Source organism: Flavobacterium piscis, assembly GCF_001686925.1.
Classification (GTDB): Bacteria; Bacteroidota; Bacteroidia; order Flavobacteriales; family Flavobacteriaceae; genus Flavobacterium; species Flavobacterium piscis.
In genome coordinates, this window is the sequence record NZ_LVEN01000046.1 from 416,874 (window position 1) to 432,359 (window position 15,486).

General features: G+C 33.6%; 14 protein-coding genes. 7 read left to right on the forward strand and 7 right to left on the reverse strand.

The window, feature by feature from the left end; translation table 11 throughout:
* The first annotated feature begins 242 nt into the window (after positions 1-242).
* From FLP_RS22950 to FLP_RS22965, 4 genes are all read left to right on the forward strand, one after another.
* Positions 243-824 carry an OmpH/Skp family outer membrane protein gene (locus FLP_RS22950; protein WP_065452018.1) on the forward strand — a complete coding sequence of 194 codons (582 nt, stop codon included), beginning with the start codon at positions 243-245 and terminating at the stop codon, positions 822-824.
* A gap of 99 nt (positions 825-923) precedes the next feature.
* Positions 924-3,203 carry a helix-turn-helix domain-containing protein gene (locus FLP_RS22955; protein WP_065451810.1) on the forward strand — a complete coding sequence of 760 codons (2,280 nt, stop codon included), beginning with the start codon at positions 924-926 and terminating at the stop codon, positions 3,201-3,203.
* A 118-nt stretch (positions 3,204-3,321) separates the two neighbouring features.
* Positions 3,322-4,080 carry a hypothetical protein gene (locus FLP_RS22960; RefSeq protein ID WP_065451811.1) on the forward strand — a complete coding sequence of 253 codons (759 nt, stop codon included), beginning with the start codon at positions 3,322-3,324 and terminating at the stop codon, positions 4,078-4,080.
* A gap of 132 nt (positions 4,081-4,212) precedes the next feature.
* Complete coding sequence (locus tag FLP_RS22965) at positions 4,213-4,974, forward strand: hypothetical protein (RefSeq protein ID WP_065451812.1); 762 nt, start codon at positions 4,213-4,215, stop codon at positions 4,972-4,974.
* Positions 4,975-5,078: 104 nt separating this feature from the next.
* Here the strand turns inward: FLP_RS22965 and FLP_RS22970 are convergent, their stop codons facing one another.
* Positions 5,079-6,044, reverse strand: a complete 966-nt coding sequence (locus FLP_RS22970; protein WP_065451813.1) for an HU domain-containing protein — start codon at positions 6,042-6,044, stop codon at positions 5,079-5,081.
* 256 nt (positions 6,045-6,300) lie between these two features.
* Between FLP_RS22970 and dprA the strand changes: the two genes are divergently transcribed.
* A complete protein-coding gene (gene dprA / locus FLP_RS22975; protein ID WP_065451814.1) occupies positions 6,301-7,401 on the forward strand; it encodes a DNA-processing protein DprA in 1,101 nt (366 codons plus the stop codon).
* Positions 7,402-7,898: 497 nt separating this feature from the next.
* Here the strand turns inward: dprA and trpS are convergent, their stop codons facing one another.
* Positions 7,899-8,873, reverse strand: a complete 975-nt coding sequence (trpS, locus tag FLP_RS22980) for a tryptophan--tRNA ligase (protein ID WP_065451815.1) — start codon at positions 8,871-8,873, stop codon at positions 7,899-7,901.
* Between the two features lie 238 nt (positions 8,874-9,111).
* Positions 9,112-9,624: a GxxExxY protein gene (locus FLP_RS22985; protein ID WP_317044549.1), complete on the reverse strand. Its 513-nt coding sequence runs from the start codon at positions 9,622-9,624 to the stop codon at positions 9,112-9,114.
* Between the two features lie 131 nt (positions 9,625-9,755).
* Here FLP_RS22985 and FLP_RS22990 point away from each other — a divergent pair, with 131 nt between their 5' ends.
* Positions 9,756-10,514 carry a lysophospholipid acyltransferase family protein gene (locus FLP_RS22990; protein ID WP_065451816.1) on the forward strand — a complete coding sequence of 253 codons (759 nt, stop codon included), beginning with the start codon at positions 9,756-9,758 and terminating at the stop codon, positions 10,512-10,514.
* A 546-nt stretch (positions 10,515-11,060) separates the two neighbouring features.
* Here FLP_RS22990 and recA read toward each other — a convergent pair.
* The 4 genes from recA to FLP_RS23015 all read right to left on the reverse strand — a co-directional run bounded on the left by recA (position 11,061) and on the right by FLP_RS23015 (position 14,441).
* Positions 11,061-12,068: a recombinase RecA gene (gene recA, locus FLP_RS23000; RefSeq protein WP_089477425.1), complete on the reverse strand. Its 1,008-nt coding sequence runs from the start codon at positions 12,066-12,068 to the stop codon at positions 11,061-11,063.
* Positions 12,069-12,237: 169 nt separating this feature from the next.
* Positions 12,238-12,747 (reverse strand): acyl-CoA thioesterase, encoded by a 510-nt coding sequence (locus FLP_RS23005; RefSeq protein WP_065451819.1) that lies wholly within the window; start codon positions 12,745-12,747, stop codon positions 12,238-12,240.
* Between the two features lie 154 nt (positions 12,748-12,901).
* The gene (locus FLP_RS23010) at positions 12,902-13,285 is read right to left on the reverse strand and encodes a DoxX family protein (protein WP_065451820.1); all 384 of its coding nucleotides are present in this window, start codon (positions 13,283-13,285) and stop codon (positions 12,902-12,904) included.
* A 7-nt stretch (positions 13,286-13,292) separates the two neighbouring features.
* The gene (locus tag FLP_RS23015) at positions 13,293-14,441 is read right to left on the reverse strand and encodes a DNA polymerase III subunit (protein ID WP_065451821.1); all 1,149 of its coding nucleotides are present in this window, start codon (positions 14,439-14,441) and stop codon (positions 13,293-13,295) included.
* A 434-nt stretch (positions 14,442-14,875) separates the two neighbouring features.
* Between FLP_RS23015 and FLP_RS23020 the strand changes: the two genes are divergently transcribed.
* Positions 14,876-15,328 carry a hypothetical protein gene (locus tag FLP_RS23020; RefSeq protein ID WP_065451822.1) on the forward strand — a complete coding sequence of 151 codons (453 nt, stop codon included), beginning with the start codon at positions 14,876-14,878 and terminating at the stop codon, positions 15,326-15,328.
* Positions 15,329-15,486 lie beyond the last annotated feature (158 nt).

Consider the following 15,486-nt stretch of genomic DNA (forward strand, 5'->3'; position numbering starts at 1 on the left):
CAATTTAAGCGCATTTCTGGCGTTTTCTTAGTGTAAGTGAGGAGTAATTATGTCTTTTTTGAGATAATGTTTCTAATAAAAGCTATGAAAGCCACTTTTGATAGGGTAGAATTATTGACATTTTTCTTTCCATAAATAAAAACAATATCATAAAATTCTAGCATTTTTTAAACTTTATGTTGATGCTATTTATTTTTTTATATTTTTGTCTTCAATACATTAAAAAATTAGAAATTCAAAAAATGAAAAAAGCATTAGTAATTATCGCACTTTCAATTTTCGCCGTTTCATGTACTAAAACTGCAGAAGTAAAGGAAGTAAAAACAGCTTACGTAGATACTTCGATTTTAATGAAAGAGTATACTGAAGCAAAAGACCTTGAAGCAAAATACAAAGGGCAAGCTGAAGAAAAGGGAAGACAACTACAAGCCGAGATTACACGTTTTAAACAAGACGCTGCTAATTTTCAAAGTCAGGCACAGGCGAACGGTCAGGCTTGGGCTCAACAAAGAGGAGCTGAGTTGCAAAAAAGAGAACAACAATTGGGTTATGCTCAACAAGCTTTGTCTCAGCAATTACAACAAGAAAGTGGTGTTGAAATGGATTCTCTAGTAAGTGGAGTTAAAAAATTCATCAAAGATTACGGTAAGAAAAACGGTTATTCTTATATCTACGGTACTGGTGATGCTGCTTCGATTTTATACGCAGAAGAGAAATATGATATTACAAAAGATATCATTAAAGCTCTGAATGACAAGTACAAATCAAGCCCAAAATCAGAAGAAAAACCGGCAGTAAAAGAAGGAGAAGCTGCTAAAAAATAATACCAAACTAACTAACTAAATTAAAAACCTAAATCTGTCAAGATTTAGGTTTTTTCTTTTATAAAAATGCGATACTTTTAGTTTTTCAATACACGCCCAATGCAAAACGTTACAGAAGCAGCTGCTTACACCTTACAATTCATCAATCAAACGCAAAAATCGATCTTCCTGACTGGTAAAGCAGGAACCGGAAAAACTACGCTTTTACGCGAAATCATTGCCACAACGCATAAAAATACTGTAGTGGTCGCACCAACGGGAATTGCTGCGCTAAATGCGGGTGGAGTTACGATTCACTCCATGTTTCAGTTGCCATTTTCGGCCTTTATTCCGTCGTACGAAGAGGCTTCTCAGTTTACTGAAACGGTCAAATTTGAGAATAAAGAAACCTTGCGCCGACACTTCAAAATGAACAATGTTAAGCGTAATGTGATCAAAAACATGGAACTCTTGATTATTGATGAAGTCAGTATGCTTCGTGCTGATTTACTGGATGCTATCGATTTTATGATGCAGACAGTGCGTAAAATTTCGCGTCCTTTTGGTGGAGTTCAGGTGCTTTTTATTGGCGATTTATTGCAGCTTCCGCCTGTGATCAGGGACGAAGAATGGCGAACTTTACGCAATTATTACAAAGGAAAATTCTTTTTTCATTCGCATGTAATTCAGCAGTTTCCGCCGCTATATATCGAATTATCGAAGATTTATCGTCAGTCTGATGATACTTTTATCTCGGTTTTAAACAATCTTCGGAATAATCAGATTACGCCTCAGGATATTCAGATTTTAAACGAATATGTTAAGCCGGATTTTGATTTAAAAAATAATCCGGGATATATTACACTTACCACGCATAATGCTAAAGCCGATTCGATTAACGAACAGGCAATTGGCGATTTAGCCGGAAATGAATTCGCTTATCAGCCTTTTATTGTGGGCGATTTTCCGGAGAAAATTTTTCCGGTTGAAGAAAATTTAAAGCTAAAAGTGGGCGCTCAGGTTATGTTTGTCAAGAACGATTTGTCTTTTGAAAAACGTTATTTCAACGGAAAAATGGGCGTTGTAAAATCGCTTTCGCCTGAAGAGATCTTTATACATTTTCCAGAAGAGAACAAAACCATTGAAGTGGAGAAGTACGAATGGAAAAATATTCGATACAAGGTAAACGATCTTACCAAAGAAGTTGAGGAAGAAGTTTTAGGCACATTTGCACATTATCCGCTTAAATTGGCGTGGGCCATTACAGTGCATAAAAGTCAGGGATTAACTTTTGAGAAAGCTGCGCTCGATGTATCGCAAGTTTTTTTGCCCGGACAAGCATATGTTGCTTTATCACGTTTAACATCCTTAAACGGGCTTATTTTGCTTTCTCCGTTGCAAATGAATGGTATTTCGAACGATCAGGATGTGATGGATTATGCTTTAAACAAAGCAACCGAAGAAGTTTTAAAAAATTCATTGCATTTTGAAACAAAGAATTTTATTCATAACTATTTGATTAACAGTTTCAATTGGGCAGATTTGGCTCAGGAATGGCGCAATCACCGTTTTAGTTATAACGAAAATGCGGTTGCATCAGAAAAATCAAAACATTCTGTGTGGGCTCACAAGCGTTTAGAAACCATCGATTCGCTGATTGATCCTTCGCAGAAATTTGTGCATCAGCTTAATAAAATTTTCAATAAAGAAACCGTCGATTTAATTTTTGTCCAGGAAAGGGTAGTGGCGGCCTATGATTATTTTTTTAAACCAATGGACAAGCTGGTGACAGATCTTTTGAATAAAATGGCCGAAATCCAGAAGTTTAAAAAAGTAAAGGAATTCTATGAAGAACTGGCTTTTTTGGATGATTTGCAAACCAAAGCCGTTTTGCGCTTAATGAAGGCTAAATTGCTAATAGAAATTGTGGTGGCAGGCGAAACCATCTGTAAAGAGAAATTGTCCTCTACAGCGATTAAAAACTACAAATTAGACAAGGTTGCAAAGATTCGCGAGGAATTTAATATGTCGAACACTGATATTTTTAAATCTGAAGAACCTGTCGTGCGTTATACAGCACGTAAGCTGGATAAAAGCGTACCAAAGGCCGACAAGAAAACCACTATTGAAGAAACGCACGATTTATGGCTGGAGAAAAATTCGATAGAAGATATCGCAAGAATTCGAAAATTAACTGTACAAACTATCGAAATGCATTTGGTTAAACTAATTCAGGCCAAAAAAGTGGAGATCTCCGATGTTCTGCCATACGATAAAATCCTGGCATTACGCGAAGCTTTTGAATTTTATCAGGAAGAATCTTTGAGTCCATTGAAGGAAAAACATGGAGATGAATTTACTTGGGATGAACTTAAAATGTTCAAAGCGAGTATAAATTAATTTTAGAGTTTAGATTTTAGATTTTAGAGTTTAGATTTTAGAGTTTAGATTTTGTAACTTAGGGTTTGGAATTTGGAATTTGGAACAAATTGCATAAACATTATGTAAAATAGAAAACATGAAAAAACTATTATATATCTTATTCATAAGCGTTACCATTCAAAATGCGATAGGGCAGGACTTGAAACCGGAATATCAAAAGTTCGTTAAGAGTTTTATCGATAATGTAAAAAATGACAGAAAAGAGGCTGTCGCGGGAGCTATTAAGTATCCTTTAAAAAGAGAAAACCCAATTCCGTCTATCAAGAATAAAGCAGAATTTGTAAAGCGATATGCGGAAATTTTTGATGCTAAACTGAAAGCTGAAATTTCTAAATCGGATCCTGCAAAGGATTGGTCAGAAGTGGGTTGGCGAGGTATAATGCTTAATCAGGGGACTTTGTGGATGGATACGGATGGAAAAGTTTTTTCTATTAGTTATCAGTCAAAAACGGAGAGTGATCTCAAAAACAAGTTGATAGCTTCTGAAAAAAACAAACTTCACCCATCGATTGCAAAGTTTAAAGCGCCGGAAGTCATTTTAGAAACATCTAAATTCAGAGTCAGAATTGATGATTTAGGAAATGATAATTACAGATATGCTTCGTGGTCGATAAAGCAATCAATGAATGAAAAACCGGATTTAATCATTACCAACGGAAAATGGTTTCGGGACGGAACAGGAGGAAATAATCACTACGATTTCAAAAAAGGAAATTTTCTTTATCAGTGTTATATTACGGTTTTGGGTACAAAAGATTCAGCGCCAGCTACTTTAACCATTTATCAAAACGGGAAAGAAATTCTCAATCAGGACGCTAAAATTGTTCCACGTTAAACAAAAATCCTATTCGTTGCGGCGAATAGGATTTTTGTTTTGCAGGCATTTTTGAATTTGTTCAAAGCGAGCTTATATTATTTATATTTGATTGTAATTGGCAGATTAATAATTAATTAAAAATATTTTAGGATGATAAGAAGAAATCTATTTTTAGTGATGCTGATTTTTTGCAGCTCTTTTGTTATGGGGCAGGAGTCGAATATTGAATATCAGAAATTTGTAAAAAAGTTCATTGATAATGTCAAAAGCGACAACAAAGAGGCTATTAGTGACTGGGTTGTTTATCCGCTAAAGCGGGAATATCCAATAGCTGATATTGCTAATAAATCAGATTTTTTGAAACGATATTCTGAAATTTTTGATACAACATTGAAAAATGAAATTATAAAATCGACTTCAATAAAAGGCTGGAATGATATGGGTTTGCGAGGCATTATGTTAAATCACGGCAGTATTTGGCTGGATATCGACGGACGTTTAACGGCAGTAAATTATCAATCGAAAACAGAAACAGAAAATCGAAATAAACTGATTGCTGCACAAAAAAAGATGCTTGATCCTAGTATCGCTTTCTTTCAGACGCCTATTTGCATTCTGGAAACATCTGAATTTAAAATCAGGATTGATAATTTAGGAAATAATAATTATCGATATGCTTCATGGTCAAATAAAAAAGAAATGACTCAGAAGCCTGATTTGGTGATTAATGGAGGTAAATTGGTTGTTGAAGGAATAGGCGGAAATCATCAGTACGAATTCAAAAAAGACAATTTACTTTATGAATGCTCGATTATAGTTTTGGGCGAAAAAAATTCGCCTCCGGCGAGACTACGAATTTATCAAAAAACTAAAGTAATTCTTTCTCAGGATGCTAAAATTGTTTCACGTTGAACAAAGAAAACTATTCAATAGGGCGGAATAGCTGTTTTTCAGATTTAAAGATTAAAAAGGGCAAAAAAAAAATCCCATCTGCCGTGGCGGATAGGATTTCTTTATTATAGTGTTTCAACAAGGATCCAGGCATCTGGATTTTCACCTTTTTGTATCTCTTTCTGTGCTTTTTCGGCTTCAGACATTGTAGCATAACTTCCGTATAAAACAGGAAATAAACCATGTTTGTTTTCGCCTAACATTCTGGCTTTAAAACCGTCTTTTATCAATTGATTGTATGCTTTTCGTGCATTTTGTTCGCTTCTGTACGCACCTGCCATAATGTGGTATGACATCGCTTTTTCTGCAGCAACTTCTACTTTTGCAGAATCAACAGAAAGGGTTACAGCCGGCATTGGGCTTTGTATAAAAAATGTAGCTTCCTGTATCTTGTTTTCTACTTTTTTCTGTACGGCACTTTCTACAATAAGCGTTTTTGTTGCGATTTGATTTTGGTACAAAGGATATCCAATACTTCCGGTAATTCCCAACCCTAATACAAGAATTGCCGCATATTTTAAGAAAGAATTTGACGATCTTTCCTCTTCATTTTCATATAAAGCAACTGGTTCTCTTTCTTCGATTTCTTTGATTTTTTTCTCGAAGTTTTCCTTTTTTACGATTGGAGAAATAAAAGGACTCAATCCAAATGAACTTGCCAAATAATTGGTTTGGTCGTTTGGTGTAAAAATTATATTTTTCTCTGTATTAAGTCGAATTTCACCTATGTTTTTAAGGCTGATAACACCATTTTCTTCTAAAGTTTTTTTCCAGCTTACTACTTCAAAAGCAATAGCACTCACTGCAAAACCATAAGATGTTTTTTCAGCATGAGCGATATGATTTGCCAATAGACCATCATTGTTTTTTAAATGGCTATTAAATGAGATCGATTTTTTAGGTGGAAAAAACGAATTTGTGCTTTCATTCAGCTGTGCCGAGTGAATTTCGGTTAAAAATGCTCCAAACCCTGGAACCGTTACACACTGATAACGATACAATAACTGTGCTATATAGTTTTCGATTTTCATAGTAACAAAGTTATGCAACGAATATAGTTATCAAAATTTTATTCACAATTTTTATTAACAATTCGTATAATTTTATAGATAATTAATCTTCAGTTAGTTGTATTTATTTTTTCTTTTTATGAAAGTACCACAATGGGTATATTTTTTTATTTTTTGAAAGAATTTACTTCTAATTTATATCTTTGGCATTTTTAAAATCAATTTAAGAGTTGTTTGATAAACCAATTTTTTGCCGCCATTTAACCTTATTCAATTCATGTCAGATCAAGATTTATTTTATTTATTAGCCTTATTAAAAGTTGAAGGAGTGGGAGATATTATGGCTAAAAAATTACTCGCTAATTGCGGAAATGCCGAGGCAGTTTTTAAAACAAAAATGAATCAAATTGCTGCTATTGATGGAGTTGGATCTGCTTTATTGCATAATTTAAAAGATAAATCTGTTTTTGAAAAAGCCAGTCGCGAACTTGAATTTATTCATGCAAACGACATTAATACTTCCTTTTTTCAGGACGAAAATTATCCAGAACGTTTGAAACATTGCTTTGATTCTCCGGTTTTAATTTTTTCTTCAGGAAATATAAATTTAAAAAACAAGAAAATAATAAGTATTGTGGGAACACGCCAGATAACGTCTTACGGAATTGAGTTTTGCAAGAAATTGATCGATGATTTGGCACCGCTTGATCCTATAATTGTAAGCGGTTTTGCTTATGGAGTAGATATCGTGGCGCACCAGTTAGCAATAGATTGTAACCTGCAAACAATTGGCGTTTTGGCGCACGGTTTAAACCAGATTTATCCCAAAACGCACAAGAAATATGTGGCTGCAATGGAGCAAAATGGCGGATTTATTACTGAATTCTGGAGTACTTCAAATCCTGATAAGGAAAATTTTGTACGCAGAAATCGTATTGTTGCCGGCATGACCGAAGCTACAATTGTCATAGAATCTGCAGATAGAGGAGGTTCACTTATCACTGCAAACCTTGCCAACGACTACAATCGTGATGTTTTTGCTGTTCCGGGACGCGTTACAGACAAATACAGTCAGGGTTGCAATGATCTTATTAAAACTCAAAAAGCAAACGTTTTAACGAGTGCAGCAGATTTGATTTATATTTTGAATTGGAATATCGAAAATAAAGGAAAAACGGTTCAGAAACAATTGTTTGTTGAACTCGAAGCTGATGAACAAAAAGTGTATGATTTTTTGCTGAAAAACGGGAAAGAATTACTGGATATGATTGCCTTACAATGTGATTTTCCTATCTATAAAATTTCGGGACTTTTATTGAATATGGAACTTAAAGGAGTAATTCGGCCTTTGCCAGGCAAACTTTTTGAAGCAATTTAAGATTAGAAATAACCTTATTTTCTAGTGATGTGACTTGAAAATATTTACAAAAAAAAGTACTACAGAAAGCAAACAAAAAACAACGGTAACTGTAAAATTTTGAAAAGTTATGAAGTAGAGTGTCAATAAAATAATTTCAAAGTGAGCTATGGAAATATAATAATTGGTCTTTCTTTTTAGGAGATAAATTATAAAATATCCAATAATGAAGGAGATTTGAGAGCATGTTATAAACGCAGTTAATACGATCTCTTTCGAAAAGTTATAGGCCCAGCCAACGGTTTTTTTTATAGTGTAAAACTGTTCATCTGAAAATAAATAAGCTAACAAAAACCCCAATGTAAAGAGCAATATTAGGAGAAGAAACATGTATTTTGTAAATAGTTTTCTCAATATTCTATTTAATTAATTTCGATGATTTTAATTTATAGTAAGCTAGGAAAGAGTTTTTTAAAATAAAAAACCCGACAGTTTTAAATCTATCGGGTTCGAATATTTTATTTACCAAAGCCAAGTACTTCACGAACTTTTGCCAAAACACCATCTGCAATAACAGAAGCTTTTGCAGCACCTTTTTTCAGTAAAGCATCAACTTCGTCAAGGTTGTTGATATAGTAATTGTATTTTTCTCTTTCGGTTTTGAATTTTTCTGTAATCAATTCAAACAAAGCTTGTTTAGCGTGACCGTAACCATAATTTCCACCCAAATAATTGGCTCTCATTTCGGCAATCTGAGCTTCATTAGCTAATAATGAATAAATTGCAAATGCATTACAAGTATCCGGATTTTTAGGATCTTCAAGCGGTGTGCTATCTGTTTCGATGCTCATCACCTGCTTGCGTAATGTTTTGTCGTCAAGAAAAATGTTGATAATATTATTGGCAGACTTACTCATTTTTCCGCCGTTCGTTCCGGGAATCAACATGCTATCTTCCTGAATTTTAGCTTCCGGAATTACAAAAGTTTCTCCCATTTGATGATTGAAACGAGAAGCTACATCACGAGTAATTTCCAAATGCTGCAATTGGTCTTTTCCAACCGGGACAAATTCAGCATCATAAAGTAAAATATCAGCTGCCATTAACATTGGGTAAGTAAAAAGTCCCGCATTAACATCGTCTAGACGATCCGCTTTATCTTTGAACGAATGTGCCAAAGTCAAACGTTGAAACGGAAAAAAACAACTTAAATACCAGGTTAATTCAGTAGTTTGAACCACATCAGATTGTCTGTAAAAAGTAACTTTATCAGGATTTAGTCCGCATGCAAGCCAGGCAGCTGCAGTGCTATAAGTGTTTTCTCTTAAAGTTTTACCCTCTTTAATTTGTGTAATCGAATGTAAATCAGCGATAAACAAAAAAGATTCGTTTTCCGGATCATTTGATAATTGTACCGCCGGAATAATTGCTCCCAATAAATTGCCTAAGTGTGGCGTTCCAGTACTCTGAACACCGGTAAGTATTTTTGCCATTCTAGTTTTTTATTCTTTAACTGCAAATGTCGTGATGTTTTTTTTAACCGCAAAGCATGCAATGATTTTAGACAAAATTCGCAAAGTACGAGTGGTAAAGTTTTGAAATGATTTTTAGAGAAAAGATTGGGTGCATTTTTTTAAGAAGTGTCTTATTTTTACCGCAAAGGCCACAAAGTTTTTTCGCAAAGTTTGCTAAGTTTTTAAAGAAAGGTTTTTGAAGTTCACAAAGCTGGATTTATAAATTGTTGACAACTCTTCTGATTCCATTTTTTAGTAGAGTTTCGTTAAAGTTGATGAGTAAACCTAATTTGTAATTTCCAAGTTTTAGATACGTTAGAGTTTGTGCTAAGTGATTTACGGTAAGCGATTCTACACTTTTTATTTCGATTATTAATTTGTTTTCTACTAGCAGGTCAATACGATAACCACAATCTAATCTAACTTCTTCAAAAATTAATGGCATTGCTTTTTCTTTTTCAACAGCTAGTCCTCGTTGTTTAATTTTATACAATAAACATTCCTGATAAGCATTTTCTAATAATCCAGGTCCAAGAACTTTATGAATTTCAATTGCTAATCCGATTATTATATTTGATATTTCGTTTTCAGTCATATATAAAAAAACAATAAATTTAATAATTATTTTCTTATTTTTATTGAGTTTGACCGCAAAGTTATTTTGTAAAAATTTCAAATTTTTACAAATTGAAGTTTCCTGCTTACAGCTTTGTGAGCTTATTGCTTGCAATTATAAGTTTTGTTATTCTTCTTTTCTTTGCGAAAAAACTTTGTGGTCTTTGCGGTAAAAAAAAGGTACCTATTATTTAAGCTAGAAATTCTTTTTGCAAAATTCATTTCTGTTTTATTACATTTGAAACTATGAAAGGAATTAAAATTGTTTTTTGGGTTTTGTGGCGAATTTGGTTTTATGTTTTAATGGCCATTCCGATATTGATTATGCTGCCGTTTTTGCTTATTTCTATTATATCAGAAAGCGGATACCCCTATTTCTTTAAAATGGCCCGCATTTGGGCTAAATTTATCCTTTTCGGGATGGGTTTTTATTATACGGTCAAGCGCGAGCAGAAACTTATTAAAAATACCAGCTATATGATTGTGGCCAATCATACTTCGATGACAGATATTATGCTGATGCTGGCTGTAGTTCGAAATCCTTTTGTATTTGTTGGAAAAAAAGAACTTTCGAAGATTCCGTTGTTTGGATTTTTCTATAAAAGGACCTGTATTTTGGTCGATAGAAATTCGTCAAGAAGTAAAAATGACGTTTTTAAAAGAGCTCAGGACAGGCTTAATCAGGGACTTAGTATTTGTATTTTTCCTGAAGGCGGAGTTCCTGATGACGAAAGTATTTTATTGGATGAATTTAAGGATGGTGCTTTTCGATTGGCAATAGAACATCAAATACCAATTGTTCCTATTGTTTTTGCTGATAACAAAGAACGATTCTCGTATACTTTTTTGAGTGGAAGTCCTGGCAAAATGCGGGTTAAGATTTTACCTTTCGTAGAAACAAAAGGATTGACAAGTGAAAGCCGAAAAACACTTCGCGATGAAGTAAGACAATTGATTTATAAAGGATTACTTCAGTTTAAGAAAAAGACAGAAGAAAGAAAATAAAATAAAGAAAATAGAAAGCCGACAACTCATAAAAGTTGCCGGCTTTTCTTTTGAATTAAAATCCCCATTTTATATCAAAAAGACTATCGATGAATTATTTTCTCTGAAATAAAACGCAATACTTTTTTAAATTTCAATTTGGTTTTTCTACGGTTTTTACTGTACAACACTTCTATTTTCTCTTTCATGGTTAAAAATATTAAGGATTGATAATAAAGAGTTTGGTTTAAACTCAAGTTAACGTCATAATAATATAGAGAGTAGAAAACAAAAAAGGTTGCGTGAAAAACCAAAACTTTTAAAAATTACTGGAATAAAAAACCCGCTAGTATTGCAACTAACGGATTTTTATAGAACAAACAACCAAATTTATTCTGAAAAAAGTTCGAATTGTGTATTATGGCCTAATACCAATCAAAGCTTTGTCTTTTTATTAGATGGGCAAATTTTAAAATGGTTGCGTCGTTTTATTCTTTTTTTGAAAATAAAAAACCCGACAGTTTTTAAAACTGTCGGGTTAGTATATAAAATGCTACTAATTAAGAATTAAGCGCTTGCTAATTCCTTAATGTGAGCTTTAATTTTTACTTCTAGTTCATCAGCTAATTCCGGATTATCTTTGATTAAAGATTTTACAGCATCGCGACCTTGTCCTAATTTTGTATCTCCGTAGCTAAACCATGATCCGGCTTTTTTAACGATCTCAAATTCAACCGCTAAGTCAAGAATTTCTCCTGTTTTAGAAACTCCTTCTCCGTACATGATGTCGAATTCGGCAGTTTTAAAAGGTGGAGCCACTTTATTTTTTACGATTTTTACTTTCGTTCTGTTTCCAATAACATTCTCACCATCTTTAATTTGAGATGAACGACGAATATCTAAACGAACAGAAGCGTAGAATTTTAAGGCGTTACCACCCGTTGTTGTTTCAGGATTTCCAAACATAACTCCAATTTTCTCTCTCAACTGGTTGATGAAGAAAACCGTACAGTTTGTTTTGCTAATAGTTCCGGTTAATTTTCTCAAAGCCTGAGACATTAAACGTGCGTGAAGACCCATTTTAGAATCTCCCATTTCACCTTCAATCTCACTTTTTGGAGTCAAAGCAGCAACAGAGTCAATTACCACAATATCAATTGCTCCTGAACGAATTAAGTTTTCAGCAATTTCTAATGCCTGCTCTCCGTTATCTGGCTGAGAAATGATCAGGTTTTCGATATCAACGCCTAATTTTTCAGCATAGTTTCTATCAAAAGCATGTTCAGCATCTATAAAGGCAGCAATTCCTCCCGCTTTTTGAGCTTCGGCAATGGCGTGTAATGTTAAAGTAGTCTTTCCAGAAGATTCCGGACCGTAAATTTCTATAATTCTTCCTCTAGGATAACCGTTTACTCCAAGCGCTAAATCAACACCAAGAGAACCTGAAGAAATAGTTTCAACTTCTACAATGGCTTTATCGCCCATTTTCATTACGGTTCCTTTTCCGTACGTTTTATCTAGTTTGTCAAGCGTAAGTTGTAGCGCTTTTAATTTGGCTTCTTTCTCTGAACTCATCTCTTTTTTTTCTTTTTCTTTCATGTAAATTTTTATAATTCATTCTCAAAAACAAACCAGAAATGATAACTTACTGATTTAGATTTGTATCAGGCTTGTATTTTGTAAAATTAGTTCTTTTTTTTGAAGTTTGATTCTCTCCAATTGTTCCAAATTGTCACAAATTTCACTATAAAAATAAAGCCTTTAATTCTGTGGCATCAGAAGGTTTTATTTTTCCAGCAAGCAATAAGCTCAATTGTTTACGACGAAGCGCTGCATCAAAACGCTGAATTTCCAATTCAGTTTCTGGCGCAATCGGCGGTACTTCAACGGGTCTTCCGCTATCATCTACAGCAACAAAAGTATAAATGGCTTCGTTGGCTTTGGTTCTGCTTCCCGATTCACGGTCTTCTACCCAAACATCAATGAATACTTCCATAGAACTTTTAAAAGATCTGGAAACTTTTGCTTCGATTGTTACTACTGCTCCAAGGGGAATGGCTCTGTTAAAAGCAACGTGATTTACAGATGCCGTCACTACAATTCGGCGTGAATGTCTGCGGGCTGCAATACTTGCTGCGCGATCCATTCTTGCTAATAATTCACCTCCAAAAAGGTTATTCAAAGGATTAGTTTCGCTCGGTAAAACTAAATCGGTTAATATCGTTAAGGATTCTGAAGGGTGTTTTGGATTCATTTTTTTAATGTAAAATTTATTTTTTTTGCCACAGATTGCACAGATTTAATGGATTTTTATTTCAACACAATTTTGGTAATCTTTTTAATCTGTGCAATCTGTGGCTATTTTTTAATCCTTTATGGATTTTAGAACTATAAAAATTTCGGCCGATTTAATTCAACCAATAAACAGCCATAACAGCTGGTATAAAATAAACTACAATGGTTCTTGCGCCATCATAATCTTTCGCTAAACGTTGCCCAAAAAGCATCATTAATAAAGATATACAGGAAAATATGGCTCCGTAAAAACCAAATTCGCGGCCACTATTTGTTAGCAATTGGATAGCTCCAACTACACACAAAATTCCTGAAATTAATTCCAGAATTAAAAGATGCAAAAGCGCAAGAGGGACTTGGTTTTTTAATGGTGTTTTGGCAAAGTGTCCTTTGAGCCAATCGACATTATCTTTCCAATAAAATATTTTTTCATATCCTGATTGTAAGAAGGTTAAGGCTAAAAAGGCTAATAATAAAATAGAGGCAACATTATTCATTTGAAAACTATTTTTTATGAATTAAACGAGTCAGTTTTATAGACAAATCGGTTAGGATTATTTTTGCATTTCCGTTTCTTTCAATGTGATACATCGCATCTGAAAGTTCTTTGAAAATTTCATGGATGTTATTTCCGTTTACGAAAGGAGCAAAATTTTCTAATTTAAATTTTTCAACTTTTGGCTCAATATATACTAAAGTTGGAGCCTGATAATTAAGCAATAATGCCTGACGAAACATTTCGATACAAAACTGAATGAATTTTTTTTGGCTTTCACGTCCAAGAGCTGCAATTTCTTCACTCCAGGATATTAAATCCTGAATAGCAGCTGCATTGCCTTTTGCCCTGAAAGCGGCGCGAACCCAATTGACAAACCATTGCTCAAAAGGATATTCTGAGTCATCTTCTTTTAAAAGATGCAGGGCTTTGCTGAAATTTCCCTGAGCCTGATGTGCAATTTTAAATGCTGTTTTTTCGTCTACATTTTCTTTTGAAATCAAAGCTTCGGCAATCACTTTTTCTGGTAATCCATTAAAGTGAATGACCTGGCAACGAGAACGTATGGTTTGGATAATATCCTCTTCATTTTCAGAAATCAGAATAAAAATGGTTTTATCCGAAGGCTCTTCTAATAGTTTCAAAAGTTTGTTCGATGCGGCGATATTCATTTTATCGGCCATCCAGATGATCATGATTTTATAACCGCCTTCGTATGATTTTAACGAAAGTGATTTTAAAACTTCTGTTGCATCTTCCACACGTATTTCTCCTTGCTTGTTCTGAACGCCCAGGATTTTATACCAATCAAATAAACCTCCGTAAGGCATTTCCTGAATAAACGTGCGCCAGTCCTGAATGAAGTCTAAACTTTTTGGTTTTGTTTTGACATCTTCGGTAGTAACCGTTGGATAAATAAAATGTAAATCGGGATGCGAAATGTTTTGAAACTTCAAATTACAGGAATCATTTCCGTTTGAATTTTCGTTTTCGGTATTACTGCACAAAATATATTGCGCATAAGCGATGGCCGTTGATAGTGTGCCGCTACCTTCTGGCCCAATGAATAATTGTGCATGCGGAATTCGTCCGGAAGCTGCACTTTTTATCAAGTGACTTTTGATGTAATCTTGACCTAAAATTTGAGAAAATTGCATGAAGCAAAGATAGAAGAAAATGATGTAGTCAAAAATTTTAGATCAAAAGATTATGAACCAGATATCATTTATCAGATTGTGTTTCTATTTTGATGTTTTTTTTGAGATGTATCAACCAAAAGTTGTTAATAAATTACTTCATACGAGTGAATATCAAGATTTTTTTGTTAATATTTTTTTGCTAAAATCGATAAACGTAAGGTTTTTTTTATTATTTAATGTGTGAATATAACCCTTTTTTATAGCTAATATCTTACGGTTTGAATTTTAACAATTTTAACAAAAACCTCGTTAAAACGCACATTTTCTCGACATAAGACTAATTTTTAAGCTTTTTTTAAGCTTTTTTTTTGAAAAAAGAAATCAATAAAGTTGCAATTTAAGTTAATTTATATATTTTTGTTTTCATCAACAACCAATTATAATAAGAATCTATGAAAGGGAAAATTACTCTACTAAGTGCACTTTTTATTTTAACTACTGCGGCTGTTTCGGCACAGGCTAAAAATGCACCAAGAAGTATCATTAGCACAACAGCTCTTATTCGTAAATACCATGATCAAAAAGAATTGAGTGGTATGCAAAAAGGAGAACTTTTAGAATTATACATTGAGCGTATCAAAGTTCTGGTAAAAACTCTTCCTTACATTGCTTTGGTTACAAAACCTGGTGTTACTATGGCCGATCTTGGTATTCCGGACGACAACGAACACAAAAAAGTTTTAGATGCTCAGGCTGTTGGTACAACTTCTTTTTTAGATACAACAGTAGAATTTCAAAGAAAAATGATGCCATATTCTGACAAAGGAAACCTTATTGCAGCAATTTTATTTTACGAAAGCACATTGAAATCTTTACATGAGTTCAACGAATTGAACGAAATGTAATATTAGATATTATTTTTTAAAACCTTTTTTGAAGTTTTTGCGTAGATGAGTTAAATTTTTTGCGCCATTTTGAAAAAAGAAATAAAAAACAACTCGTTCTCGATGTGTTCTGACTACTATCAGAAAACTCGAGATGAGTTTTTATCATTTAAGCATAC

Excerpts from the sequence above, each read along its gene's own strand:
- FLP_RS22950 (WP_065452018.1), top strand. The coding sequence starts at position 243 with ATGAAAAAAGCATTAGTAATTATCGCACTTTCAATTTTCGCCGTTTCA.
- FLP_RS22955 (WP_065451810.1), top strand. The coding sequence starts at position 924 with ATGCAAAACGTTACAGAAGCAGCTGCTTACACCTTACAATTCATCAAT.
- FLP_RS22960 (WP_065451811.1), top strand. The coding sequence starts at position 3,322 with ATGAAAAAACTATTATATATCTTATTCATAAGCGTTACCATTCAAAAT.
- FLP_RS22965 (WP_065451812.1), top strand. The coding sequence starts at position 4,213 with ATGATAAGAAGAAATCTATTTTTAGTGATGCTGATTTTTTGCAGCTCT.
- FLP_RS22970 (WP_065451813.1), bottom strand. The coding sequence starts at position 6,044 with ATGAAAATCGAAAACTATATAGCACAGTTATTGTATCGTTATCAGTGT.
- dprA (WP_065451814.1), top strand. The coding sequence starts at position 6,301 with ATGTCAGATCAAGATTTATTTTATTTATTAGCCTTATTAAAAGTTGAA.
- trpS (WP_065451815.1), bottom strand. The coding sequence starts at position 8,873 with ATGGCAAAAATACTTACCGGTGTTCAGAGTACTGGAACGCCACACTTA.
- FLP_RS22990 (WP_065451816.1), top strand. The coding sequence starts at position 9,756 with ATGAAAGGAATTAAAATTGTTTTTTGGGTTTTGTGGCGAATTTGGTTT.
- recA (WP_089477425.1), bottom strand. The coding sequence starts at position 12,068 with ATGAGTTCAGAGAAAGAAGCCAAATTAAAAGCGCTACAACTTACGCTT.
- FLP_RS23005 (WP_065451819.1), bottom strand. The coding sequence starts at position 12,747 with ATGAATCCAAAACACCCTTCAGAATCCTTAACGATATTAACCGATTTA.
- FLP_RS23010 (WP_065451820.1), bottom strand. The coding sequence starts at position 13,285 with ATGAATAATGTTGCCTCTATTTTATTATTAGCCTTTTTAGCCTTAACC.
- FLP_RS23015 (WP_065451821.1), bottom strand. The coding sequence starts at position 14,441 with ATGCAATTTTCTCAAATTTTAGGTCAAGATTACATCAAAAGTCACTTG.
- FLP_RS23020 (WP_065451822.1), top strand. The coding sequence starts at position 14,876 with ATGAAAGGGAAAATTACTCTACTAAGTGCACTTTTTATTTTAACTACT.